Source organism: Bradyrhizobium glycinis, assembly GCF_016031655.1.
Taxonomy (GTDB): Bacteria; Pseudomonadota; Alphaproteobacteria; order Rhizobiales; family Xanthobacteraceae; genus Bradyrhizobium; species Bradyrhizobium glycinis.
In genome coordinates, this window is the sequence record NZ_JACCHQ010000025.1 from 60,529 (window position 1) to 83,009 (window position 22,481).

Sequence of the window (22,481 nt, forward strand, 5' to 3'; positions counted from 1 at the left end):
GCATGAAACCCTACGTCATCTGCCTGATGCACTCCAGCCTCGACGGGCGCACGCATCCCAGCCGCTGGCGTCCGAAAGGCGCGGGCACGGACTGGTTCGAGAAGATTCACGACGAGCTCGGCGGTGATGCCTGGGTGATCGGCCGCGTCACAGGTTCGGAGTTCGCCAAGGGCAAGCCCTATGACGCGACGGACGCGAAATTTCCACGCGAGAACTGGTTCGCTCGGCGCGATGCGAAGACCTATGGCGTCGTGCTCGATGCAGAGGGCAAGATCGGCTGGGGGCGCGCGGAGATCGGCGGCGATCCGATCGTCGTCGTGCTGACCGAGAACGTCCCGGATTCGCATCTCGCCGGTCTGCGCGGCGAGGGCGTGTCCTACATCTTTGCGGGCAAATCCGAGATCGATCTCGCTCTGACGCTGGACATTCTCAGCCGCGAGCTCGGCGTGAAGCGTCTGCTGGTCGAGGGCGGCGGCGTCGCCAACGGCGCCTTCCTGCGTGCCGGCCTCATCGACGAATTCAACCTGATCCTCAGCCCCGCGATCGACGGCGCCAAAGGCGCCCCCTTTGTGTTCGATTCGACCGAGGCGGACAGCGACCGGCGCGCGCCGATCGCCACAATGACGCTGGAGAGCACGCGCGAGCTCGGGGGCGGCGTCCTCTTGCTGCGTTATCTGATCCAGAACGATCCGCAAGCCGTGAGCCGGTAAGGCGCGGCCATGTCCGACACATCCGAGCACATCGTCATCGTCGGCGCCGGCGCGGCCGGCCTGATGGCGGCGCGCGAGCTGGCGCGTGCCGGCCGCAAGGTGACGATCCTGGAGGCGCGTCAGCGCTGCGGCGGCCGCATTCATCCGCTGCCGGCCTCGGAATTCGGCTACGCCGCCGATGGCGGCGCCGAGTTCGTCCATGGTGAGGCGCCGGTCACGCGCGCATTGCTGCGCGAGGCCTGCCTGTCGCTTCAGGAGATCGAAGGCGAGCAGTGGAGCTTTGACGGGACGAAGCTCACACGCGAGGCGCGCGACGATCCCCATGAGGCGGAGCTTCAGGCCGTGCTGGGGGACTTGAAGGACGACCTCACGGTCGCCGACTTCCTGCGCCGGCATTTTGCAGGCGACGACTATGCGCGGATGCGCCATTCGATCGAGCGGATGGTCGAGGGCTACGACGCAGCCGATCCCGAACGCGCCTCCACGCTGGCGCTGCGCGCGGAATGGATGGACGGCGGACACGCTTCCTTGGCGCGCATCGACGGCGGCTATGGCGCGATGATCGACGTCATGGCGGCCGACTGCCGCAGGCACGGCGTCACCATCCGCCTCGGCAGCATCGTGTCGGCCATTGTGGAGGAGGGCGGCGCGCTGGCCGTTCGCTGCGCCGAGGGCGACGTGCACACCTGCGACCGCGTGATCCTCACCGTGCCGCTGCCGCTGCTGCGCGAGATCGCGCTGCCGACCGGCGCGCGTGCCAAGCTTGCGGCTGCCGACGACATCGGCTTCGGCAACGTCATCAAGATCCTGCTGCGCTTCGCGCGGCCATGGTGGCGCGAGCGCAAGGCAGACCTCGCCGACATGACCTTCCTGCTGTCGGATGAGGCGATCCCGGTCTGGTGGACGCGCTACCCGGACCAGCATCCCGTGCTGACGGGCTGGTTCGGTGGCCCGCGCACGGCGGAGCTGGAAAGCCTCGACCCGCAAGCGCTGATCGATGCCGGGCTCGGTTCGCTCGCCGCCGTCTTCGGCCTGCCGCGCAATGACATCGCGCGCGAGCTGGTGGCGTCTGCCGCGACCAACTGGGCGCATGACCGCTTCGCGCGCGGCGCCTATTCGTGGGCGACGCCGCGCACGCGCGCGGCACAAGCGACCCTCGCGCGTGGAGACGGACGGGTGCTGTTTTCTGGCGAAGCGCTCTATCGCGGCCGCGACATGGGCACGGTCGAGGCGGCACTGGCGAGTGGCCTGGAGACGGCGGGCACGGTCCTGCGGGGACAATAACGAAAGAGGCCCGCATCCGATGCGGGCCTCTCGTCGCGTGTCTTACCAGCGGCCGCCGCCGAAGCTGAACGTCACGCCGGGGCCTCCGCCGTAATAGCCGTACGGCCCGCCGCCGTAATAGCCGTGGTGCCGCGGATAATAGCCGTAGCTTCTGTAATAGGGCCGGTAATAGCTGTGATGACGCCGCCAATGATGATGGTGCCAGCGGTGGTGCCTGCGGTGCGCGCTGATGTCGGTGGTCTGGCTTTCCTGTGCGGTCTGCTTGGCGCTTGCGCTGCCGGCCGCGCTCGCCGATCCGCCGGCCAACGCCACAGCACCGAGGGCGATCGCGGCAATGAGATATTTCATGTCATCACTCCAGTTGAAGGTCGCGTGACAACACATGAGCATCCCGCGCGTTCCTGCCAACGTGGGCGTCGAAACGACGCAGATTTTCAGTTCCCGATGAACAGGCGTTAACGTTTGTGAACGATAGAAGGCCGCGCGTTCTATCGTCGCACGGCGAGGCGTCGCCTCGTTGTTGCCCAGTGTCGCGCGGCGCATCGTCTTGCATGTAGCTCGGCCACGCCTGCCGGAATAATCCCGGATACCCTGCTACGGATACACTATCAGGGATGCGGATCGGGAAAGCCGTGCCGCTCGGAGAGCGCAGCGAGGATCGCGTCCTTGTCTGCCATGAATGCGCGGCCATGATAGCTGCCAGTCTGATGCGGCGAGGTCGCCCCAGTCGCGAGCACGAGCAGAGGCAGCGATTGATTCTCCTCGCCGACCAGCGCGATCACGGCTTGTCGCGGCCGTGGCCAGGGGATCCGCTCGACGTCGAGCTTCTCGGCGAGCTCTGGAAATGAGGCCAGCACGCCCTCGATCAGCGCGCAGTGCCAGCAATAGAAGCGTTGGCCCGGAAAGGCCGGATCCTCGAAGCCGGGACGCAGCAGAAACAGGCGGTCACGTTTCATGGGTCGCTCCGAAGCGGGCCGCAATGTCACCGGGGAATCAATCGCGTCGTCGTGAAAGGACGCCACGGCAGGGCCGATCAGTCAATCGGCTCAACGCAACGTGATCTGCATGCAGGTCGCGCTTGATCCAGCGCAACTTTGGCCGCTGCCGCCCGATGCGATGTCGCTGCGACATTGGAATGAAGAATCGAGGCAGGTCATGAAGGCATATTTCATCGGCGGTGGCATCGGATTGCTCGCGGGCGCGGCGTTCCTCGTCCGCGATGCGCAGCTGCCGGGACGCGACATCGTGATCTGCGAGGCGCAGCCGCTGGTCGGCGGCAGCCTCGACGGTGCGCAGCTCGCGAACGGCGCCTATTCGCTTCGCGGCGGGCGCATGCTCACCACCGACCATTACGAATGCACCTGGGACCTGCTCTCGAGTATTCCTTCGCTCGAGCATCCCGGCCTCAGCGTGCGCGACGAGACGATCGCATTCAACGTGGAGAATCCAGCGCATTCGAGGGCACGTCTGGTCGACCGCAATCGCTTCAAGGTCGACGTCTCGCATATGGGCTTCTCCGCCCGCGATCGGCTCGAGCTGTTGCGGCTCACCGAGGCTTCGGAGGAGACGCTCGGCAACAGCCGCATCACTGACTGGCTGTCGCCCGGATTCTTCGAATCGAATTTCCAGGAATTCCGTCAACCTCGCCTTCGTCAGCCAGTTCGTCGAAATCCCTGATGACGTCGTGTTCACCGTCGAATATTCGGTGCGTGCGGCGCAGATGGCGGTCTATCAGCTCATGAAGATCGACCGCCCGGTGCTGCCGGTGACGCGGCACGACAAGTCGCTCGCCGTGATCTTCGCGACGCTCCAGAAAGCGTTTGCGTGATGGACGGAGTTACTTGAACGGATCCTGGATCGACGGTGCCGATTGCCGGATGCGCCGCACGCTGACCGGGGTGCCGTCGGAGACGAACAGCAGCTCGTATTTGCGGCCCTGGCTGTCGGTCGCCGAGCAGGTGACGTCCTTTACCTTCCTGGCGGCGAAGTTGCCGGTCTGGCGGCAGATGCCGGTCGAGGTCTGCTCGGCGGGCACCGGCAAGCCATCGACCTTGGGGCGGTTCTTGGAGTTGAGCAGCACGCGGTCGATCGGCAGCTCGTAGGAATTGTCGTCGGCGCGCTTGCCGTTCTCGCCGGAGAACGACACCACATGGCTGTCATCGGAGGGATCGTCGACCGCGACCGCGAAATTGACCCGGCCCGTGTCGCCGTGGGCATAGGCCACCGTCTTGCAAGGTAAGGTGCGGCCTGCGACCCTGAACGTCTTGCAGTGGCCCGACATCAGCGCCAGGAGATCGATGAAGGCGTTCGGCTGTGCCGGCGGATTGTTGACCGGAATGGGCTTGGAAGTCTCGGCAAAACAAGGACTTGCCGCGACCACGAGCAACGCGGCGAGGACCAATCGGCGAAGGCGCATCGTCGGGCTCACGGGCCAGGGGGCCATGGCGGCGGAAGAGTTCCGCACCATAACCATCGAACCGCAAATTGGTTGCGATCCCGTTTGTGCTGCAAGTCCCGACTGGAATACCACCGCGTCAACCCCGACGGCGATTCGTTCAAATCGCCCGATCCATCCCAGCGGCCACATTGCCATCAGGGCGGTGTTTTTTTCGTGGCGGAGCTAGAGCAATGATCCGGAAAAGTGCGTAGCGGTTTTCCGAAAAGATCATGCTCAAACAACAACCGAAAGCGCGATGAGGATTCATCCTTAGCCCATCGCCGCCTGCCAGCGCCCATCGCGTAAGGAGGGGCGGCGGTGGAGGCGGGCGTCCAGCGCGGCGCGGGCGCGGGGCAGCTCGCCGCTGCGCATGAGCGCGACGATATAGGTGTCCTCGATCAGCTCGCGCTGGGCGTGACTGCCGCCGATGCGCACGACCTCGCCAAGAACGGGCGCGAGCAAGCGTACGCAAGCCCCATAGTCCTCCTCGGCGAAGGCCGCCAGCGCGCGGCAGATCGCGGGGACCACAGGGCCGGCCGGCAGCTTGCCGTCGGCGAGGCGCTGCTCGATGGCGGCAAGGCGCGTTTGGAGCGCCTTCGGATCGTCACCCGCGGCCGCGAACAAGGCCATGTGGACGTCGACGAAAGGGAGGCTGGATTTCGGAAACAGGCCTTGCGCGACAGCATCAGCTTCCGACCAGAGACGTTTCGGCACGGTATGGCCATAGGCGGAGAGCCGCCACAACAGTGAGGCGATGTCGGTGACCATATTAAGCGGCGCCGCCTTCGTTACAGAGGGGTGCAGTACGTCGGCGTAGATCGCCAGCGCGCGTGGCGCGTCGTCCTTTTCCAGCGCGACCAATGCCTGGTGCCAGCGCAGATGGCTGTAGAGAAGCCCGGAGCGGTCGTAGGCCGGGATCCAATGCTCCACGAACCGGTCGGCTTCCTCGATCGAGCCATCCTCGAACATCGCGTGCAGCACGGTATGCGCACCATGGGCGTTCTCCCGTCGCAAGGCGAATCCGCGCTCGGTGATCGCGCGGCCGCGTGAGACGTTGCCGTTTTCGGTCAGTGTCCAGCCGTGCGTGGTGAGGAACCACCAGTCCTCGTCATAGTGACGCGCTACACTGTCGCAGAGATCCTGCCGCGCACGATCGTGGTCGGCCATGCCGGAGAAGGCGAACAGGCCGAAGGCGCCGAGCGGCAGCGACAGCACCACGGCATCGCGCGGCCAGGTGTCGATATGCTTCAATGTCGCGGCAATCGCTTCGGGAAGGCGTCCTTCGACCGCGAGCGCAAGCGTCTCGACATGGGACCGCTCACGCATCGAGCCGCGCCTTGCCACGAGTTCGCGCGCTATCGCTGCCTTCTTCCGCGCGAGATCGCCCTGCTGATAGAAGGAATGCACGCGCGCGCGCGCGATATGCGCCAGTGCAAAATCCGGATCGGCGTCTATGGCGCGCTCGAAAGCCTCGGCCGTCCCCTGCCAGCTCGCGAGCAGGAGGTCGACGCCCTCGCGGTAGGCATCCGCCGCTTCCTCCGACGACGTTGTGAAGGCATTCCCGTAGCGATCTTCATGCATCATCGACCGCTCCCTTTCACGCCGTCCGCGCGCGACGGCCCTCGATCGGATAGGCCGGGTCGTTATAGCCCGGCGTCGAGGGATGGCCCGGCGTCACCAGGCGGTCGATCAGCGCCTCGTCCTCGGCGGTGAAGCGATAATCGAGCGCGCTGATGTAGCCGTCCCATTGCTCCTCGGTACGGGGACCGGCGATCACCGACGAGACGAAGGCGGAGTTGAGCACCCAGCCGACCGCGAACTGGCCGGCGGTGATGCCTTTCTTCTCGGCGTGAGCCTTGATCTCCTGCGCGAGCTGGAGCGATTCCGGCCGCCATTCCGTCTGCATCATGCGGGTGTCGTTGCGCCCGGCCCGTGTCTCCTTGTCGGGCGCTGCATCCACCTTGTACTTGCCGGTGAGCACGCCGCGCGCAAGCGGGCTGTAGGGCACGATACCGAGACCGTAATAGGCGCAGGCCGGGAAGTGCTCGACCTCCGGCATGCGGTTCATGGCGTTATAATAAGGCTGGCTCACCGCGGGCCGGTCGATGCCGAGCCGGTCGCAGATGTTGCAGATCTCGGCGACGCGCCAGGCGCGGTAGTTGGAGACGCCGAAATAGCGCACCTTGCCAGCGTGGATCAGGTCACCCATCGCGCGCACCGTTTCCTCCAGCGGCGTCGCATGGTCTTCCTTGTGCAGATAGTAGATGTCGATGTGATCGGTGCCGAGCCGCATCAAGCTCTCGTCCGCCGCCTGCAACACCCAGCGCCGCGACAGCCCGCCGCGATTGGGATCATCGCCCAATTCGTTGCTCATGGGGTTTGCGAGTTTTGTCGCGAGCACCCAGGCGCCACGATTGCGGGCGATGGCGCGGCCGACGACCTCCTCGGAGGCGCCTTTCGAATAGGCGTCCGCCGTGTCGATGAAATTGATCCCGGCGTCGCGTGCCTTGTCGATGATCCGTTTTGACGTGGCTTCATCGGTCGCTCCGCCGAACATCATGGTGCCCAGGCAAATCGGCGAGACCTTGAGGCCGCTGCGGCCGAGCTGGCGGTATTGCATGAGCGAGTCCTCGAATTTGGTGGACGGCAGCATAGCCAGCAACGCCCGTCATTGCGAGCGCAGCGAAGCAATCCAGAGATGTGTCCGCGGAGGGATTCTGGATTGCTTCGCTGCGCTCGCAATGACCGCTGAGGGAACAGCCCGCCACACCCACAACTGTCATCGCCCGATCTGAGCCGGGCGACGACAGCGGCGGGTGTGGATAGCGGGTGCCTAACGTGGGCCTATCCCGGCCCCTTCAATATCTTGAACACGCCATTCGCCATCACGATGCAGCGGTCGTCCACGGTCACCTCGGTGCTCATGAAGATCAGGCTGCGGGTCGAGCGCACCACGCGCGGACGGGAGATCAGGGTGTCGCCGATCTGGCCGGCCTCGACGAAATGGGTGTCGAGCTGCACCGTCGCCAGGTACTCCTTGCCGGAGACGTAACGGGCCGTCATGCCGCAGGTGCGATCGGCGAACGTCATCATCACGCCGCCCTGCACCATGCCGCGGCGGTTGTGGTGCTTGTCCTCGGTCGCGAGCGCGAACTCGTAATGGCCGTCGACCTTGCGCTCCCACAAGGGGCCGATCAGGTGCAGGAAGCCCGTGGTCTCCAGGATGCTCCAGCCCTCTGATTTCAGCCTTGCGGCGGCCTTGCTGGTCATGTCGTCGTCCGTCCTTGCAACGCGATGTCTCCTCGTTTCATCAGATGCGGTCCTGGTGTAGTCAAGCATCATGAGAGCGTTCGACGATGCCACCAGGCGGAATATCGCAGAGGCCTGCGCGGCCTTCGCGCGGCTGCCCGAGATAGCCGAGCCGTCGGCGCTGAAGCGCGCCGCGGTGGTGCTGGCGCTGACTGAATCCGACGACCGTGGCGACACCGCCTTCCTGCTCACCAGGCGCGCCTCGCACCTGCGCGCCCATCGCGGCCAATGGGCGCTGCCCGGCGGACGCTGCGATGCCGGCGAGACGCCGGTCGAGGCGGCGCTGCGCGAGCTCGACGAGGAGCTCGCACTCGAGCTGGCAGCCGATGCGGTGCTCGGCCTGCTCGATGATTATCCGACGCGCTCGGGCTATCTGATCACGCCGGTCGTGGTCTGGGCGGCTGACAGTGCTGCGATCCGCCCGAATCCGGACGAGGTCGCCTCCGTTCATCGCATTGGGCTGGCCACGATCGAGCGCGACGATGCCTTCGATTTCACTGAGATCCCCGAGAGCAGCCGCCGCGTGATCCGCTTCCATCACCAGATGAGCCTGATCCACGCCCCGACCGCGGCGCTGATCTACCAGTTCCGCGAGGTGCTGGCGGGGCGGCACACCCGCGTCACCGACCTGGAGCAGCCGGTATTTGCCTGGAGGTGACGATGGTAAACGGCGCGTTAACGCGACGGTTACCCGATGCCTGCTAAGAAGGCAGCATGCATCATTCGATTCGAAATAACCTGGCGCTGGTTCCGCTCGCGCTCGTCCTGATCTCGCCTGCGGCGCGCGGCGCCGAGGCCGACACACTGCCGCCCGCCGTTCGCAATGCCAACGCCCAGCTGCTGTCGCAGTTTTTCGCACAAGGCGCGGGGGCTTCGCCCGCGGTGCTCGAATATCGCCGCAAGCTCGCCGAATATCAGGCCGCGCGCGCCGCCTTCGATGCCGAGGCCGGCGCCTATTGGAGCCAGATCTCGGAGAAGCGGAAGACGCGGAACGCCAAGCGGCGCAATGGACAGCAGATCACGCTCGATGATTACGTGCTGGAGCATCCGCCGCTCTATACCGGGCCGAAGAAGCCGATGAACCCGGAGCCGGAGGAGGCGCCGGACCGGCCGGTCCGCAAGCCGATTCCCGTGGTCGCCGATCTGCTGCGCGCGGCGCAGGAACTCTACCAGTTCACGCCGCAGCGCCCGTCCAGCGAGCTCGAGTTCAAGCGCGCCTATGCGCGCTACGCGCTGGCCTCCGGGCTGACGCGCGAGCAGGCGGTGCGGGTCTATTCGTTCGAGACCGGCGGCACCGGCAGTTACGACGTGCAGGCGGGCATCGAGCATGGCGGCAAGCGCGCGATCTCGACCGCGATGGGCTACAACCAGCTGCTCACCACCAACAGCGTCGAGCTGCTCGCCGAGCAGGGCAACGAATTCATTCGCGCGCTGTCCGAGAAGGTGGCGCGGAGCTCGGGGCCGGCGCGCCAGGCGCTGGAGCACAAGCTCGCCGTGCTCAAGAAGATGGTGGCGCATGCGAAGTCGGTGCCCGACACCTGGTCGGAGCACGAGAAGATCGGCAACACGCCGCAAGGCTGGGCCATGCATGCCATGGTGCTCGACATCGACATCGGCCCGATGCTGCAGACCCACAAACTGCTGACTTCAGTGCATTTCGCCCGGGCCAAGGGATACTCGCGCCCGCTGTCGGCGGCCGAGCTCGAGATGATGAACCTCACCGGCGACGGCACCGGCCTCGACATGGTGACGATGCCGCAGGCGATGCGCGAGCGGGTGCCGACCTCGAACTTCTTCCAGCGCGGCGGCTACGAGCGCAACCCGGTCGCGATCCGCCATAACACGGTGGCGAAGCTGCTGGCCGTGACCGATGAGCGGATGGACTTCAACAGCAGCAAACCCGGCGCAAGGGAGCTGGCCGGAGCGTTTTAGATATCGGTGTCGTCCCGGACAAGCGCGTCTCAAGCGCGCGCAGATCCGGGACCCATAACCACGGAATCAGATTTGGCGAAGACTCGTGGTTACCGGCTTCGCGCCGCAACTGCTCCCTGTGGTTATGGGTCCCGGGTTCGCGCTTCGCGCGCCCCGGGACGACAAAAAGGGACTACTGATCCGGCCCGAACTTGAACTTGCCGTCACCTTCCAGATACGGGCCGGTGCGCATGTAGAGCTGGCCGTTGTGGCCGATGAAGAACAGCGTGCCCTTGGGCACCTTCTTGGCGCCCTTCAAGAGCTCGCCGGCGTTGCTGGTGCCCATCTTGTAGGAATAGGTCTTGCCGTCCTTGTCGTAGGCATAGCCCGTGTCGGGCTTGAGCTCCCAGGGCATTGCTGCGGTTTGCGCCGATGCGGGCCCTGCCAATGCGCCGAGCGCGGCTGCGATTGCAAATGTCTTGATTGAAAATGCCGTCATCCCATCCTCCCGAGGTCGGGACATTCCAGGCTTGAACAAATCACGAACGATGCGTCCCGGTCAATTTGCGAAAGCGCCGCAGCGCATCACGTCTTGCCCAGCAGTTTGTGATTTTCCCTTCGTCCCCTCGCGACTATGTTCCGCTTTCCGTCTAGAACGCAACTCGACAAAAATATTGGTGGGGGTGATTCGAATGAACCTTGTCGTCAAAGCCTGCTCGGCTGCCGCGCTGTTGCTCACGGCGCTGGCGCCGGCCGCTCAAGCCGATGACTACCAGCTCAGCCACAACCAGCGGATTTCGTGCAGCCGCGGCCTCGCCCCGGGCAAGCTGAACACGGCGACCTGCAAGTCCTACACCTATCTCTTCAACACCAAGACCTCGGAATATTTCCGCTGCCAGGTCTCGCTGGCGCTGACCCGCGACAACAAGGAAGTCATCAACGTCCAGACCGACGGCGGCTGCACCAAGAAGCCGCGCATTTTCGAGACCGACGGCAAGTACGATTTCGACGCCACCGAGACCGAGCCGCCGAACACCAATTCGTTCTTCGGCCCCGGCGGCTATTCGGTCTGGGCCGCCGACGTCGGCGCGCAGAAGGTGCGCGGCTGCATCATCATCTCCTCCGGCCTCGGCTCCGATATCTCCAAATGCCTGGACATGACGTTCCAGTAGAAATTTGCGCGACGAGGCGCGCTCCACGGCTAGGCTGCGCTACCTCGCCGCACCATCCCGGTTCCAAAAACACCAGCGGGAACGACCCTTTGCCGCAGTCCTGTTGTGCCTTTTGGATGGGTTGACCCGCATCCCTCCTCCGGCCAATTTCGCCGCCGGTTTGGGGAGAACAACAACCATGAAACGGACCATTTTCGGCGCGGCCGCGGCCCTGGCCCTGGCCGCGTCGGCACCTTGCGCCCAGGCGCAATCCTTCATCAACGTGCTGACCGGCGGAACCTCGGGCGTCTACTATCCGCTCGGCGTCGCCATCGGGAAGATCTACGGCGACAAGATTCCGAACGTGAAGACTCAGGTGCAGGCCACCAAGGCGTCGGTCGAGAACCTGATCCTGTTGCAGCAGGGCCGCGGCGAGCTGGCGTTCACGCTGGGCGATTCGCTGAAAGCCGCCTGGGACGGCGAGGAGGAAGCGGGTTTCAAGACCAAGCTCGACAAGCTCCGCACCATCGGCGCGATCTATCCGAACTACATCCAGATCGTCGCGACCGCCGACAGCGGCATCAAGACGCTCGCCGATCTCAAGGGCAAGAGCCTGTCGGTCGGTGCGCCGAAGTCGGGCACCGAGCTGAACTCCCGCGCGATCCTGGCCGCTGCCGGCATGAGCTACAAGGATCTCGGCAAGGTCGAATATCTGCCCTTTGCCGAATCCGTCGATCTCATGAAGAACCGGCAGCTCAACGCCACGCTGCAATCGGCCGGGCTCGGCGTCGCCTCGCTCAAGGACCTCTCGACCTCGAGCCCGATCACCGTGGTGTCGGTGCCGAAGGAGACGGTCGACAAGATCGGCCCGCCCTTCGTCGCGGCGACCATTCCGGCCAACACCTATACCGGCCAGGACAAGGACGTGCCGACCGCGGCCGTGATCAATTATCTGGTCACCAGCTCCGCCGTGTCGGACGATCTCGCCTATCAGATGACCAAGCTGGTCTATGAATCGCTGCCCGAGCTCGTCAATGCGCACGCGGCCGGCAAGGAGATCAAGCTCGAGACCGCCGCCATCGGCAGCCCGGTCCCGCTGCACCCCGGCGCGATCCGCTATTACAAGGAAAAAGGGCTGATCAAGTAGTACAGGTGTCATGGCCGGGCTTGACCCGGCCATCCATCTTCCAAGACTCATCTTCGATGGATGCCCGGGTCAAGCCCGGGCATGACGATTTCAGGGCGCGGGGAATATCGATGTCGCAGGCAGAGGCCACCGAGGCCCCTATCAAGGTGGAGTTCGACAATTTCGAGCACGGCTTTCCGGAAGGCTTCGGCCCGGGCTGGTGGGGCCAGCTCGCCTACTGGATTGGCATCGCGTTCGCGACCTTCCAGCTCTACGTCGCCGCCTTTAACTATCTGCCGAGCCAGGTGGTGCGCGGCGTCCATGTCGGCTTCCTGCTGCTGCTGACCTTCGGCCTGATCGCCAACTTCACCGCGAAGAGCAATTTAGGCCGTGCGCTGGGCTGGGTGATCGGCGCCGCCGGCTTCTTCTGTGGGCTCTACCAATGGATCTTCTACGCCGACCTGATCGCGCGCGACGGCGATCCGACCAGGCTCGATCTCGCCGTGGGCACCCTGCTCGCGGTGCTGATCTTCGAGGGCACGCGGCGGCTGATGGGCGCGGCATTGCCGCTGATGTGCGGCGCGTGTCTCCTCTATTGGTTCTTTGGGCAGTACCTGCCGTCGCCGCTCAACCATCGCGGCTATGATTTCGACCAGATCGTCACGCATCTGTCGTTCGGCACCGAAGGCTTTTACGGCGTGCCGATCTACGTCTCGGCGACCTACATCTTCCTGTTCATCCTGTTCGGCTCGTTCCTGGAGCGCGCCGGCATGATCCAGCTGTTCACCGACGTCTCGCTCGGCCTGTTCGGCCGCACCCGCGGCGGCCCAGCCAAGGTCGCGGTGTTCGCCTCGGGCATGATGGGCACGATCTCCGGCTCGGGCGTCGCCAACGTCGTCACCGTCGGCCAGTTCACGATTCCCTTGATGATCAAGTTCGGCTACCGCCGCGCCTTCGCGGCCGGCGTCGAGGCCACGGCCTCGATGGGCGGCCAGATCATGCCGCCGGTGATGGGCGCAGTCGCCTTCATCATGGCCGAGACGCTCGGCGTGCAATATTCGGAGATCGTCAAGGCAGCCGCTATCCCTGCGATCCTCTATTTCGCCTCCGCGTTCTGGATGGTGCATCTAGAAGCCGGCAAGCACGGCCTCGTCGGCATGAAGCGTTCGGAGATTCCGAGCGCCTGGAAGGCGCTGGTGACGCGCTGGTACCTTGTGCTGCCGCTCGCAGCTTTGGTCTACATGTTGTTCGAGGGCTTCACGCCGCTCTATGCCGGCAGCATGGGTCTTGCGCTGACAGTGACCCTGATCCTCGGCACCGCCATCACGACGGGCGCCTCCTCGAACGTGATCCGCACTATCTTCTGGGTCGGGCTCGCGCTCGTCGTCGCGGCGCTGTCGCGCGACGGCCTCCAGATCGTGCCGGTCGCGACCGTCGTGGTCGGCCTGATCGTGATCACGGCGTTCGTGCGCGGCGGCTTTACGGCGTTGCGCGCCTGCCGCGACGCGCTGGCCGAGAGCGCGAAATCCGCCATCACCGTCGGCATGGCCTGCGCCATCGTCGGCGTCATCATCGGCATGATGTCGCAGACCGGCGTCGGCACCATCTTCGGCGGCTGGGTGATCGGTCTCGGCGAGAAGAGCCTGTTCCTGGCGCTGGTCATGACCATGCTGCTGTCGATCCTGCTCGGCACCGGCATCCCGACCATCCCGACCTACATCATCACCGCCGCGCTCGCTGCTCCCGCGCTGGCCAAGTTAGGGGTGCCCTTGATCGCGAGCCACATGTTCGCGTTCTATTACGGCATCATGGCCGACCTCTCGCCGCCGGTGGCGCTGGCCGCGCTCGCGGCCGCACCGATCGCCAAGGAGAACCCGGACAAGATTGGCTGGGAGGCGATGCGCATCGCGCTCGCCGGCTACGTCATTCCCTTCATCTTCGTCTATTCGCCGGCCCTGATGCTGCAGGGCGGCGATCCCATGGCGGCCAAGCTCGGCTTCTACGGCGCCGTGGCGTTGGCGAGCTTGAAGGCGCTGGTGGCGATCGGCCTGTTCGGCATGGTCGCGATCGGCTTCCTGTTCACGCGGCTGACGCTGATCGAGCGCCTGGTTGCGCTCGGCGCCGCGTTCTGCCTGCTCGGCGAATTCCCGTTCAGCGACACCGCGGGCTTCGTGCTCGCCGCCGCGCTCGTGCTGTGGCAGTGGCGGCAGCGTCCGTCGGCGCCGGTCGAGGCGGTGTGAGTCTCTGTCTTGCGACAGCCGGCGGCGTGAAGGCACTCGCCCTCTCAGCCTTCACGCTTGCATGGACGCATTCGATCGCGAAGGTCGAATGGCAGGAAGACTGGCGCCTCACGCCCGCCGGCCTCGAGCTGGTGCAGGCCCGCGTCAAGGGTACCGGCCCCGGATTGGAGCCGCCGGCCGAGGCGCGGCTGGTCGACGGCTGGTTTCAATGGCGGCCGCAGCGGGCGCCGATACCGGAATTGGTGCTCGGCAATTCCGGCGCGGCCGGGGAATGGCGGCTGTGCCATGAGGGAAAGTGCCGGACATTGTCCGAGATTGCCGGGCATCCCATTGGTGCTAACGTCACCAGGATGAGCGTCTGCGAAGAACAAGAGAAATAAGGGAGATCACGATGGATCGGCTCAAGGGCAAGGTCGCGATGGTGGTGGGGGCCGGCTCAATCGGACCCGGCTGGGGCAACGGCAAGGCGACGGCAGTAACCTTTGCGCGCGAGGGCGCGCAGGTGTTCTGCGTCGATCGCAATGGCGCCGCGGCCGAGGAGAGCGCAGGGATCATCAGCGGCGAGGGCGGCAAGGCGATTGCATTTACGGCCGACGTGTCGCGCGCGACCGAGATCGAGGCGATGGTCGCGGCGTGCCTGAAGGCCTATGGCCGCATCGATGTGCTCGACAACAATGTCGGCATCGCCGAGATGGGCAGCGTGGTGGAGGTGAGCGAGGAAAGTTGGGACCGCGTCTTTAGCGTCAACCTCAAGAGCGCCTATCTCGCCATGAAGCACGTGATCCCGATCATGGTGAAGCAGGGCGGCGGCTCGATCATCAACATCTCCTCGATCGCCTCGATCCGCCACATGGGCATCTCCTACGTCACCTACGGCACCTCGAAGGCGGCGATGAACCAGATGACGCGCACCACCGCGATTGAGTTCGCGCGCCATCATGTCCGGGTCAACGCGATCCTGCCCGGCCTGATGAAGACGCCGATGGTCGAGCACTCCGCCGGCCTCGCCGCCAGCTATGCCAAGGGGGATGTCGAGGCGATGTGGCGCGCGCGCGACGCGCAGGTGCCGATGGGCCACATGGGTGATGCATGGGACGTTGCCAACGCGGCGCTGTTCCTGGCCTCGGACGAGTCGAAATACGTGACGGGCATCGAGCTCGTCGTCGACGGCGGGATCACGTGCAAGGCGGGGGCTTGATCCAGCTCCAGCTTGTTCCGTCATCACAGCAGGGCGTATTGCGCGCGTTCGCGCCTGGCCAGCAGCGGCAGCGCCTGTTCAGCGATGTAGCTCCTGAAATGCGCGCTCTCCTGGTGCGCCTTGAAGGCGGCTTCGTCGCGGAACAACTCGTAGAACAGGAACTGAGCCGGATTGTCCTTGGCGCGCGAGATCAGGAACAGCTTGACGCCTGGCTCGCGCTGCGCCTGCGGCAGGAAGCGGCGCAGGATTTCGGCAACGCGGTCGGCCTCTTCGGCCTTTGCTTCCCATTGCGCCACGACGAGAAGTCCGCTGCCGGTGACCTGATGGATGGCGTGTTGGTTCGTTGCCGGTTCGTTCATGATGGAGCTCCTTTGGGACGAGAACCATGCGACCGGTAGCGAAGTCTCGGGTGAAGATGGTTCGATGATGATCGAAGTGCGGATGTTGCGGGAGCGGAGACTGACGTACACTCCAGATCCCGCGAGCGACCGCGACGCTGTCGTCTCGAACCCATGAAGGCTCGGCGGTTGCAGCTCGGCTTTCATCCCTCGAGACGCTTGCTGCGCCGAGCTCCCCGGGACGACGAAAGCGCCACGCTCGGGGGAGGCCGCCAACGTCCGCAACCCTCGTTGTTGCATTCGGATCGCTCACACAAAAAAGCCGCCGGTTGAGACCGCGGCGGCTGTTGTCATTGGCCTCTTTGGCAATTGCGAGACGACCGTCAGTAGCCACTCTTCGTGCTCGTGCCAGTGGTTTGGCCAGGAGCGTAGCCAGAAGCGCCGGGGTGACCTTTCTTGGAGCCCATGGCGTGCTTCTTATGTCCCGGAGCGTACCCGGACGCTCCCGGATGGCCCGCCTTGGAGCCCTTGGTTTGCATCTCGTGGCCCGGTGTCTTGCTTGAGACGCCTTGGGCAAAGACGGCCGGCGCAGTCCCGATGAGGGAGATGGCAGAAAGTGCAATCATCATTTTCTTCATCTTCATTCCTCCTCTTCAAACAACTCCGGTGATCAACGGGTTAAAAACTGTGCCGTTCCATGAACGTCTGTTCATCAGCTATCATCGCAGGTCCAGCAAATGCTGATATGCGTCGCCGGTCCTTGCCCGCGTCGGCCTGCCGAGGATAATCCCGTTCAGGACAGCCGAGCTATCCAGGCAAGATCACCACAGCACCAAAAACGACCTGCCCAACGACCGTGCGCAGGCGCGTTTAGGCCGCCGGCACGACAGGCCGATCCGGCTCCCCATTCCGTCCGAGGGCTCAGGTGGACTTGAGCACGCCGTTCATTCCGTTCGGATAGAACCCGCCTTTGCTGACACCCTGCTTCTCGGTCAAATAGACGATATGCAGCACCTCCTGCGGTGTGCGGCGGAAGGCGATGGCATCGGGCGTTGACGGAACGATATTGGCTTTGCCGTTCATCCGGATGCCCTGGTCCTTGTCCTGACCACCATCGAGCTGGTCTCGGGCGTCGGAAATGCCGTTAGCCGCATTCCAGGCCTTTTCACCCATCAAATAGAGCTGCGAGCGCGCCATCCCCATATGGTACGCCTCGACGGCCAGGATGCCCGCCGCAGCCTCGACGAACTCCTTGCTCTTGATCAGCGGCGCTGCCCCCGCATAGGCGGTCACGCCCACGTCCTCAAACAGCATGCCGCCGAGCAAGACACTCATATCGTCGGCAAACGGATCGAAGTCGGCAGGGAGACCGGCTGCCTGCGCGGCTGCCTTGAAACCCGCGTCGAAATCGATTGCCGGCCGCGACACCGCCGCCCTGCCCAGCGTCTTGCGATAGAAACGCACATGGGCAAGCTCGTTTTCGGCCAGCTCCTCGACAAACTCGCGGATTTCCTTCCTGTCGAATTTGGCTTCGTGTCCGCCAGCGACCCTCGCGGCGTCGGGTCCAGCGTCGGAATCGTCGACCCCCTTGCCGGTCGTGGCCCGCAGATAGAACTCGGCTTCCATGTATTCCAGATTCAACGCGAACTGAAAGATGTCCTCATCCTTCACTTCGCCGGCATGTATTCCCACGCCAGTGGTTTCTTGGCGCTTCTGTTGCGCTTTGTGCTGCGCATAGGCAGTGGGGATCAACAGACCGCTCAGGCCCAGGACCGATAAACCGGCAACGGATTGCCGTCGGGAGATACGAAATCGCTCCACGTTCATGGCAAACCTCCTCTTCGTGGCGATTGTGACGCGTCTTACAAGAGCAGCAGATCGCCTGCCCATTTTCGCCCGCTTCGCGCTGGCGCGTCGAATGCATGACAAACGCGGGAGCTCGCGTCCGTTCCTACCAAGGCTCTCACTCAAAGAGCAGAAACTCCTATGTTCGCAATCGCGCTGACGACAGTTCGTATTGCGCCTGCTGACGCTTGCCACCAAGGGAGCGCCCGGCCACACAGCGCTTCCGCGTTGCACCAGAGATTACCAGCCCCGGGGCGACGCAGTGTCTGACGGGTTTGATTTCCTGCGCGAATTTCGCTACCGCCTTTTCCCGTGGATACGCTCAAAGTCAGAGACGCCAAAGACGTCGAAGAGGTGGTGCGCGCGGCGATCGCGAGCGAGCAGCCGCTCGAGATCATCGGCCATGGCTCTAAGCGCGGCATCGGCCACGCGATGGCGACCAACGCCGTGCTCGACGTTTCCGCGCTTAGTGCCGTCACCGCCTACGAGCCCAATGAGCTGATCATCACGCTCCAGGCCGGCGCGCCGCTGGCCGACGTGCTGGCGCTGATCGACGCCAAGAACCAGCAATTCGCCTTCGAGCCGATCAACACCGCTCCGCTGCTCGGCACGCCGGCAACAGGCACCATCGGCGGCATGATCGCGGCCGGGCTCGCCGGGCCGCGGCGGATCCGGGCGGGCGGGGCGCGCGACCATCTGCTCGGCGCGCATGCGGTTTCGGGTTTCGGCGACAGCTTCAAGACCGGCGGCAAGGTGGTGAAGAATGTCACCGGCTATGACCTCTGCAAGCTGCTGGCGGGGTCCTGGGGCACGCTGTCGGTGATGACCGAGGTGACACTCAAGGTGATGCCCAAGCCCGAGGCCGAGCGGACGCTGTTGCTGCGCGGGCTCGACGATGCCACGGCCAACAAGGCCATGACCGCGGCGCTGGGCTCGCCCTTCGACGTCTCCGCCGCCGCGCATCTGCCGAAATCCGCGTTCCGGGCCGGGACCGAGGGGCTGGACGACATTGCGGGCCAGGGGGAGGGTAAGGCCGAGGCGCTGACGGTGCTGCGGCTCGAGGGCATCACCGCGTCCGCCGCGCACCGCGCCGGCTCGCTGCGCGACCTGCTGGCGCCGTTTGGAACCGCGACGCTGATCGAGGACGTGGCATCCGCGGCACTGTGGACCGCGATCCGCGACGTGCTGCCGTTCGCGGCGAGCGGCGCGCTCGGCGCCTGGCCGGTCTGGCGGATCGTCTGCCCGCCGGCCTCGGGCGCTGCGCTGGGCACGCAGCTGGCGCGCGAGACCGGCGGCGAGTTGATCTATGATTGGGGAGGCGGCCTGATCTGGGCGGCGCTGCCGCCGAAGCCGGACGCGCATGCCCCGGCCGTGCGTGCCCGCGCGAACGCGGTCGGCGGGCATGCCACGCTGATCCGGGCGGGCGAGGATGTCAGGCGCGAGGTCGACGTGTTCCATCCGCAGGCGCCGGGCATTGCCGCGTTGAGCGAGCGGGTGCGCGCCAGCTTCGATCCGAAGACCATTCTCAACCGGGGGCGGCTCACGCGGAGCGCTGGCTGAATGAAGACCGAATTCTCACTCGCGCAGCTCGCCGACCCCGATATCGCGGAAGCCGACAAGATCCTGCGCGCGTGCGTCCATTGCGGCTTCTGCACCGCCACCTGCCCGACCTATGTGCTGCTCGGCGACGAGCTCGATAGCCCGCGCGGCCGCATCTATCTGATCAAGGAGATGCTGGAGAAGGACCAGGCGCCGACCGGTGAGGTGGTCAAGCATATCGACCGTTGCCTATCGTGCCTTGCCTGCATGACGACCTGCCCCTCGGGCGTGAACTACATGCACCTGGTCGACCAGGCCCGGGTCCGGATCGAGCAGCGCTATCGGCGCCCGCTGACCGAGCGGCTGTTGCGCCAGGTGCTGGCCTTCGTCCTGCCGGACCCGCGGCGCTTTCGCATCAGCATGTGGCTGGCGCGGCTCGCCCGTCCGCTCGGCGTCTTGCTGCCGACGCCCCGGCCTCAAGCGACGCCGGGCTTGATCCAGCGCATCAAGGCGATGCTGGCGCTGGCGCCGAACCGGCTGCCGCCCGCAGGGCCCGCCGCCGGCAGCGTGTTCGCGGCGCTCGGCAAGAAGCGCGGGCGTGTGGCGCTGCTCCAGGGCTGCGCCCAGCAGGTGCTGGCGCCCCGCATCAACCAGGCCGCCATCAGTCTCCTGACCCGCCACGGCATCGAGGTTGTCCTTGTCCGGGACGAACAGTGCTGTGGCGCGCTGACCCATCACCTCGGCAACGACCAGGATGCGTTGGCGCGGGCTCGCGCCAACGTCGCGGCGTGGGGCAAGGAAATGGCCGGCGAGGGGCTCGATGCCATCCTGGTGACGACCTCCGGCTGCGGCACGGTGATCAAGGATTACGGCTATCTCCTGCGCGAGGACAGAGCGTCCGCGGTGGATGCGGCGAAGGTCTCGGCGCTCGCCAAGGACATCACCGAATACGTCGCCGGCCTCGAGCTTGCGCCGGCGGCGAGAGCGGACGACATCGTCGTCGCCTATCACTCCGCGTGTTCGCTGCAGCATGGACAGAAAATCACGGGCCTTCCGAAAGAATTGCTTTCCAAGAATGGATTCGTGGTGAAAGATGTGCCCGAGAGCCATTTGTGTTGCGGTTCGGCGGGGACCTACAACATTCTCCAGCCCGAGCTTGCGGGTCGGTTGCGCGATCGCAAGGTCGCCAACATCGCGAGCGTCAAGCCGGACATGATTGCCGCGGGCAATATCGGCTGCATGGTGCAGATTGCCAGTGGCACGTCAGTTCCGGTCGTACACACGATTGAGCTTCTCGATTGGGCGACGGGCGGGGCGCGGCCGGAAATGAACGCGCAAGTTTGAGCTTTCAGGAGCCTGAACTGTCCTCCCGGGGTGACGACTGAAGACGCCCGATCAAGCATTGTTCGGCGGCAACAGGAGGACCACGATGGCGAAAGCGAAGAAGAAGAAAAGCAAGAAGGCCAAGAAGGCCGTAGCGGCGAAGAAGACCGCGAAGAAGACGACGAAGAAGAAGGCAGCCAAGAAGACCGCGAAGAAATCTGCCAAGAAGGCCGCCCCGAAGAAGGCTGCCAAGAAGACAGCAAAGAAGGCGGCGGCCAAGAAGGCTGCTCCGAAGAAGGCCGCGAAGAAGGCGGCACCGAAGAAGGCGAAGGCAGCGCCTGCTCCGAAGCCGTCGGCACCGGCGGAGGCTCCAGCGCCCGCCGAGACAAGCTGGGCGATGCCTTCGTCTTCTGCGGAAGCGGCGCCGGCCGAGGGGCAGGGGTAGGAAGGCGGCCTCTCATCGCCTTCGAACTGTCACTTGGACTGTCACTTGGGACTGTCACTTGGGACTGTAACAACAAGGCCGCGGCACCCCTGGTGCTGCGGCCTTTTTGCATCGCGGCAAGCCGCCACGGCTGTTGCCGTGCCGGACCCAGCCTGATTCGGCAGCGAAGGTGTGGCGCCGCCTCGCGGTCCCGGGTTTACACGGGCCTGCCTTGCACCCTGGAATGCAAATAATGTGATCGGGAAGCCACACAGGCTGACAACCTTTCGTGAATTCGTCAAAACGCCTAAAAAGTCGGCAGATGCCCGCGCTTTTTGCTTCACGGTTCCTATCCATCGATCCAAATTGCCGCAGTGACGCAATTTTGCAGGTAGGCCGCATGCCCCGGGGGGCTTCCGGGGGCGACTGCTAAGTAAGAACGGGTAGATGGGGACCGAAATGAAAAAACTGGCTTTGTTGGCAACGGCGCTGGCAATGGTGACGACGGGTTCGGCGTTCGCGGCAGATCTGCGCGTGAAGGCATTGAAGGCTCCGCCGCCCCCGGCCTTCGATCCCTGGGATATCGCCTTCGGCGGCGGCATCATGAGCGATTACATTTTCCGCGGTATCACGCAGTCGAACCATAAGCCGTCGGTCACGGCCTATTTCGAGCCGCGCTACAACGTCAACAAGGACCTCCAGCTCTACATCGGTACGTCCGCCTCGAGCATCTCCTTCCCGAACCGCGCCGCGGCGGAAGTCGATATCTACGGCGGTATCCGCCCGACCTTCGGCATGTTCGCCTTCGACTTCGGTGTCTGGGGCTACCTCTATCCGGGCGGACAATGCTTCGGCTCGCAGGGCACCCTGCTGCAGGGCAATTGCGGCAGCGACATCGACTACTCGCAGGGCGCGATCGGCCTTCCCATCAACGGCAACTTCGCCAAGAAGAACGCGAGCTTCTACGAAGGCTATGCCAAGCTGAACGTCACCATCAACGATCAGTGGACGGTCGGCTTCAACGAGTACTATTCGCCGAACTTCCTGAACCTCGGCGCCTGGGGCAATTACGCCTCGATCACCGCCAAGTGGACCGCGCCGAGCACGATCTTCGGTGCCAGTGGCGTCGGCATGTATGTGTCGGGTGAGTTCGGCCGTCAGTGGTTCGGCACGTCCGACATCTTCTACGGCATCGCGGGCGATCCGGTGTACGCGAACGGCATCAAGGAGCCGAGCTACAACACCTGGAACGTCGGCGTCGGCTTCACCTACAAGGTGTTCACGCTCGATCTGCGCTACTACGACACCGACCTGAACAAGGGCGACTGCAACGCCTTCACCAGCGATCACACCGCGAAGTTCACCGGCAGCTTCACCCCCATCAACCCGGGCGGCTTCGGCTCCAACTGGTGCAGCGCGGCCGGCGTGGCCAAGCTCTCCTTCGACCTGACGGCGATGACCAACCTGAAGTAAGTCTCTTCCCGAGACTATCCACGAGGGCGGCAGAGCGATCTGCCGCCCTTTTGCTTTCTCCATGGTCATGGCCGGGCTTGACCCGGCCATCCACGTGTTAGCTCCGAGGCCAGAAAGACGTGGATGCCCGGGTCAAGCCCGAGCATGACGAGTGTATGGAGTGACGACTCGAA

At 64.7% G+C, this 22,481-nt stretch carries 24 protein-coding genes and 1 pseudogene; 15 read left to right on the top strand and 10 right to left on the bottom strand.

All coding sequences use genetic code 11. The features are described 5' to 3' along the window. Positions 1 to 2 precede the first annotated feature (2 nt). Positions 3 to 710 carry a RibD family protein gene (locus HZZ16_RS28775; protein WP_197953195.1) on the top strand — a complete coding sequence of 236 codons (708 nt, stop codon included), beginning with the start codon at positions 3 to 5 and terminating at the stop codon, positions 708 to 710. A 9-nt stretch (positions 711 to 719) separates the two neighbouring features. Continuing rightward, positions 720 to 1,994 carry a flavin monoamine oxidase family protein gene (locus tag HZZ16_RS28780; RefSeq protein ID WP_197953196.1) on the top strand — a complete coding sequence of 425 codons (1,275 nt, stop codon included), beginning with the start codon at positions 720 to 722 and terminating at the stop codon, positions 1,992 to 1,994. Positions 1,995 to 2,036: 42 nt separating this feature from the next. Here HZZ16_RS28780 and HZZ16_RS28785 read toward each other — a convergent pair whose 3' ends face one another. Next, positions 2,037 to 2,342 (bottom strand): hypothetical protein, encoded by a 306-nt coding sequence (locus tag HZZ16_RS28785; protein ID WP_197953197.1) that lies wholly within the window; start codon positions 2,340 to 2,342, stop codon positions 2,037 to 2,039. A 260-nt stretch (positions 2,343 to 2,602) separates the two neighbouring features. After that, positions 2,603 to 2,950 (bottom strand): DUF3088 domain-containing protein, encoded by a 348-nt coding sequence (locus HZZ16_RS28790; protein WP_197953198.1) that lies wholly within the window; start codon positions 2,948 to 2,950, stop codon positions 2,603 to 2,605. A gap of 199 nt (positions 2,951 to 3,149) precedes the next feature. Between HZZ16_RS28790 and HZZ16_RS28795 the strand changes: the two are divergent. Beyond that, positions 3,150 to 3,620 (top strand): annotated as a pseudogene (locus HZZ16_RS28795) (oleate hydratase); the annotation flags it as partial. A gap of 58 nt (positions 3,621 to 3,678) precedes the next feature. Further along, positions 3,679 to 3,822 (top strand): hypothetical protein, encoded by a 144-nt coding sequence (locus HZZ16_RS37620; protein ID WP_376707604.1) that lies wholly within the window; start codon positions 3,679 to 3,681, stop codon positions 3,820 to 3,822. 9 nt (positions 3,823 to 3,831) lie between these two features. Here the strand turns inward: HZZ16_RS37620 and HZZ16_RS28800 are convergent, their stop codons facing one another. The 4 genes from HZZ16_RS28800 to HZZ16_RS28815 form a co-directional block, all read right to left on the bottom strand. Continuing rightward, positions 3,832 to 4,410: a hypothetical protein gene (locus tag HZZ16_RS28800; RefSeq protein ID WP_197953199.1), complete on the bottom strand. Its 579-nt coding sequence runs from the start codon at positions 4,408 to 4,410 to the stop codon at positions 3,832 to 3,834. Between the two features lie 291 nt (positions 4,411 to 4,701). After that, positions 4,702 to 6,015, bottom strand: coding sequence for a tetratricopeptide repeat protein (locus HZZ16_RS28805; RefSeq protein WP_197953200.1), 1,314 nt, complete (start codon positions 6,013 to 6,015; stop codon positions 4,702 to 4,704). Between the two features lie 13 nt (positions 6,016 to 6,028). Beyond that, positions 6,029 to 7,051, bottom strand: a complete 1,023-nt coding sequence (locus tag HZZ16_RS28810; RefSeq protein WP_197953201.1) for an aldo/keto reductase — start codon at positions 7,049 to 7,051, stop codon at positions 6,029 to 6,031. A 224-nt stretch (positions 7,052 to 7,275) separates the two neighbouring features. Further along, positions 7,276 to 7,701: a PaaI family thioesterase gene (locus HZZ16_RS28815; protein WP_036014328.1), complete on the bottom strand. Its 426-nt coding sequence runs from the start codon at positions 7,699 to 7,701 to the stop codon at positions 7,276 to 7,278. A gap of 67 nt (positions 7,702 to 7,768) precedes the next feature. Between HZZ16_RS28815 and HZZ16_RS28820 the strand changes: the two genes are divergently transcribed. Together HZZ16_RS28820 and HZZ16_RS28825 are read left to right on the top strand one after the other, a co-directional pair. Continuing rightward, entirely contained in the window at positions 7,769 to 8,398 is a 630-nt protein-coding gene (locus tag HZZ16_RS28820) for an NUDIX hydrolase (protein WP_376707603.1), read from the top strand. Between the two features lie 56 nt (positions 8,399 to 8,454). After that, the gene (locus tag HZZ16_RS28825) at positions 8,455 to 9,672 is read left to right on the top strand and encodes a hypothetical protein (protein ID WP_197953203.1); all 1,218 of its coding nucleotides are present in this window, start codon (positions 8,455 to 8,457) and stop codon (positions 9,670 to 9,672) included. Between the two features lie 172 nt (positions 9,673 to 9,844). Here HZZ16_RS28825 and HZZ16_RS28830 read toward each other — a convergent pair whose 3' ends face one another. Continuing rightward, positions 9,845 to 10,150, bottom strand: coding sequence for a hypothetical protein (locus HZZ16_RS28830; protein ID WP_197953205.1), 306 nt, complete (start codon positions 10,148 to 10,150; stop codon positions 9,845 to 9,847). A 193-nt stretch (positions 10,151 to 10,343) separates the two neighbouring features. On the opposite strand from HZZ16_RS28830, the gene HZZ16_RS28835 reads away from it, so the two are divergent. The 5 genes from HZZ16_RS28835 to HZZ16_RS28855 all read left to right on the top strand — a co-directional run bounded on the left by HZZ16_RS28835 (position 10,344) and on the right by HZZ16_RS28855 (position 15,366). Continuing rightward, positions 10,344 to 10,823 carry a hypothetical protein gene (locus HZZ16_RS28835; RefSeq protein WP_197953207.1) on the top strand — a complete coding sequence of 160 codons (480 nt, stop codon included), beginning with the start codon at positions 10,344 to 10,346 and terminating at the stop codon, positions 10,821 to 10,823. Positions 10,824 to 11,001: 178 nt separating this feature from the next. Further along, complete coding sequence (locus tag HZZ16_RS28840; protein WP_197953209.1) at positions 11,002 to 11,949, top strand: TAXI family TRAP transporter solute-binding subunit; 948 nt, start codon at positions 11,002 to 11,004, stop codon at positions 11,947 to 11,949. 110 nt (positions 11,950 to 12,059) lie between these two features. Beyond that, the gene (locus HZZ16_RS28845) at positions 12,060 to 14,168 is read left to right on the top strand and encodes a TRAP transporter permease (RefSeq protein ID WP_197953211.1); all 2,109 of its coding nucleotides are present in this window, start codon (positions 12,060 to 12,062) and stop codon (positions 14,166 to 14,168) included. Then, positions 14,165 to 14,548: a DUF1850 domain-containing protein gene (locus tag HZZ16_RS28850; protein ID WP_311974245.1), complete on the top strand. Its 384-nt coding sequence runs from the start codon at positions 14,165 to 14,167 to the stop codon at positions 14,546 to 14,548. The genes HZZ16_RS28845 and HZZ16_RS28850 overlap by 4 nt, the downstream gene beginning before the upstream one ends. A gap of 11 nt (positions 14,549 to 14,559) precedes the next feature. Beyond that, positions 14,560 to 15,366: an SDR family NAD(P)-dependent oxidoreductase gene (locus tag HZZ16_RS28855; protein WP_197953213.1), complete on the top strand. Its 807-nt coding sequence runs from the start codon at positions 14,560 to 14,562 to the stop codon at positions 15,364 to 15,366. A gap of 23 nt (positions 15,367 to 15,389) precedes the next feature. On the opposite strand, the gene HZZ16_RS28860 is transcribed toward HZZ16_RS28855, so the two are convergent. The 3 genes from HZZ16_RS28860 to HZZ16_RS28870 all read right to left on the bottom strand — a co-directional run bounded on the left by HZZ16_RS28860 (position 15,390) and on the right by HZZ16_RS28870 (position 17,531). Beyond that, positions 15,390 to 15,725: a putative quinol monooxygenase gene (locus tag HZZ16_RS28860; RefSeq protein WP_197953214.1), complete on the bottom strand. Its 336-nt coding sequence runs from the start codon at positions 15,723 to 15,725 to the stop codon at positions 15,390 to 15,392. A 362-nt stretch (positions 15,726 to 16,087) separates the two neighbouring features. Further along, positions 16,088 to 16,348: a hypothetical protein gene (locus HZZ16_RS28865; protein WP_197953215.1), complete on the bottom strand. Its 261-nt coding sequence runs from the start codon at positions 16,346 to 16,348 to the stop codon at positions 16,088 to 16,090. A 277-nt stretch (positions 16,349 to 16,625) separates the two neighbouring features. Then, positions 16,626 to 17,531 carry a ferritin-like domain-containing protein gene (locus tag HZZ16_RS28870; RefSeq protein WP_197953216.1) on the bottom strand — a complete coding sequence of 302 codons (906 nt, stop codon included), beginning with the start codon at positions 17,529 to 17,531 and terminating at the stop codon, positions 16,626 to 16,628. Positions 17,532 to 17,861: 330 nt separating this feature from the next. On the opposite strand from HZZ16_RS28870, the gene HZZ16_RS28875 reads away from it, so the two are divergent. The 4 genes from HZZ16_RS28875 (at position 17,862) to HZZ16_RS28890 (ending at position 22,308) form a co-directional block, all read left to right on the top strand. Further along, the gene (locus tag HZZ16_RS28875; protein ID WP_197953217.1) at positions 17,862 to 19,109 is read left to right on the top strand and encodes an FAD-binding protein; all 1,248 of its coding nucleotides are present in this window, start codon (positions 17,862 to 17,864) and stop codon (positions 19,107 to 19,109) included. Beyond that, entirely contained in the window at positions 19,110 to 20,432 is a 1,323-nt protein-coding gene (gene glcF, locus HZZ16_RS28880; protein ID WP_197953219.1) for a glycolate oxidase subunit GlcF, read from the top strand. It abuts the gene before it with no gap. An 85-nt stretch (positions 20,433 to 20,517) separates the two neighbouring features. Next, on the top strand, positions 20,518 to 20,856 hold the full coding sequence (locus HZZ16_RS28885; protein ID WP_197953221.1) for a histone: 339 nt from the start codon (positions 20,518 to 20,520) through the stop codon (positions 20,854 to 20,856). 438 nt (positions 20,857 to 21,294) lie between these two features. Then, positions 21,295 to 22,308, top strand: coding sequence for a TorF family putative porin (locus tag HZZ16_RS28890; RefSeq protein WP_197953223.1), 1,014 nt, complete (start codon positions 21,295 to 21,297; stop codon positions 22,306 to 22,308). The last annotated feature ends 173 nt before the right edge of the window (positions 22,309 to 22,481 follow it).

Coding starts and splice junctions, on each gene's coding strand:
- HZZ16_RS28855 (WP_197953213.1), top strand. CDS start 14,560: ATGGATCGGCTCAAGGGCAAGGTCGCGATGGTGGTGGGGGCCGGCTCA.
- HZZ16_RS28890 (WP_197953223.1), top strand. CDS start 21,295: ATGAAAAAACTGGCTTTGTTGGCAACGGCGCTGGCAATGGTGACGACG.
- HZZ16_RS28840 (WP_197953209.1), top strand. CDS start 11,002: ATGAAACGGACCATTTTCGGCGCGGCCGCGGCCCTGGCCCTGGCCGCG.
- HZZ16_RS28835 (WP_197953207.1), top strand. CDS start 10,344: ATGAACCTTGTCGTCAAAGCCTGCTCGGCTGCCGCGCTGTTGCTCACG.
- HZZ16_RS28790 (WP_197953198.1), bottom strand. CDS start 2,950: ATGAAACGTGACCGCCTGTTTCTGCTGCGTCCCGGCTTCGAGGATCCG.
- HZZ16_RS28800 (WP_197953199.1), bottom strand. CDS start 4,410: ATGCGCCTTCGCCGATTGGTCCTCGCCGCGTTGCTCGTGGTCGCGGCA.
- HZZ16_RS28775 (WP_197953195.1), top strand. CDS start 3: ATGAAACCCTACGTCATCTGCCTGATGCACTCCAGCCTCGACGGGCGC.
- HZZ16_RS28860 (WP_197953214.1), bottom strand. CDS start 15,725: ATGAACGAACCGGCAACGAACCAACACGCCATCCATCAGGTCACCGGC.
- HZZ16_RS28815 (WP_036014328.1), bottom strand. CDS start 7,701: ATGACCAGCAAGGCCGCCGCAAGGCTGAAATCAGAGGGCTGGAGCATC.
- HZZ16_RS28865 (WP_197953215.1), bottom strand. CDS start 16,348: ATGAAGATGAAGAAAATGATGATTGCACTTTCTGCCATCTCCCTCATC.
- HZZ16_RS28830 (WP_197953205.1), bottom strand. CDS start 10,150: ATGACGGCATTTTCAATCAAGACATTTGCAATCGCAGCCGCGCTCGGC.
- HZZ16_RS28780 (WP_197953196.1), top strand. CDS start 720: ATGTCCGACACATCCGAGCACATCGTCATCGTCGGCGCCGGCGCGGCC.
- glcF (WP_197953219.1), top strand. CDS start 19,110: ATGAAGACCGAATTCTCACTCGCGCAGCTCGCCGACCCCGATATCGCG.
- HZZ16_RS28885 (WP_197953221.1), top strand. CDS start 20,518: ATGGCGAAAGCGAAGAAGAAGAAAAGCAAGAAGGCCAAGAAGGCCGTA.
- HZZ16_RS28810 (WP_197953201.1), bottom strand. CDS start 7,051: ATGCAATACCGCCAGCTCGGCCGCAGCGGCCTCAAGGTCTCGCCGATT.
- HZZ16_RS28870 (WP_197953216.1), bottom strand. CDS start 17,531: ATGAACGTGGAGCGATTTCGTATCTCCCGACGGCAATCCGTTGCCGGT.
- HZZ16_RS28845 (WP_197953211.1), top strand. CDS start 12,060: ATGTCGCAGGCAGAGGCCACCGAGGCCCCTATCAAGGTGGAGTTCGAC.
- HZZ16_RS28805 (WP_197953200.1), bottom strand. CDS start 6,015: ATGATGCATGAAGATCGCTACGGGAATGCCTTCACAACGTCGTCGGAG.
- HZZ16_RS28825 (WP_197953203.1), top strand. CDS start 8,455: ATGCATCATTCGATTCGAAATAACCTGGCGCTGGTTCCGCTCGCGCTC.
- HZZ16_RS28785 (WP_197953197.1), bottom strand. CDS start 2,342: ATGAAATATCTCATTGCCGCGATCGCCCTCGGTGCTGTGGCGTTGGCC.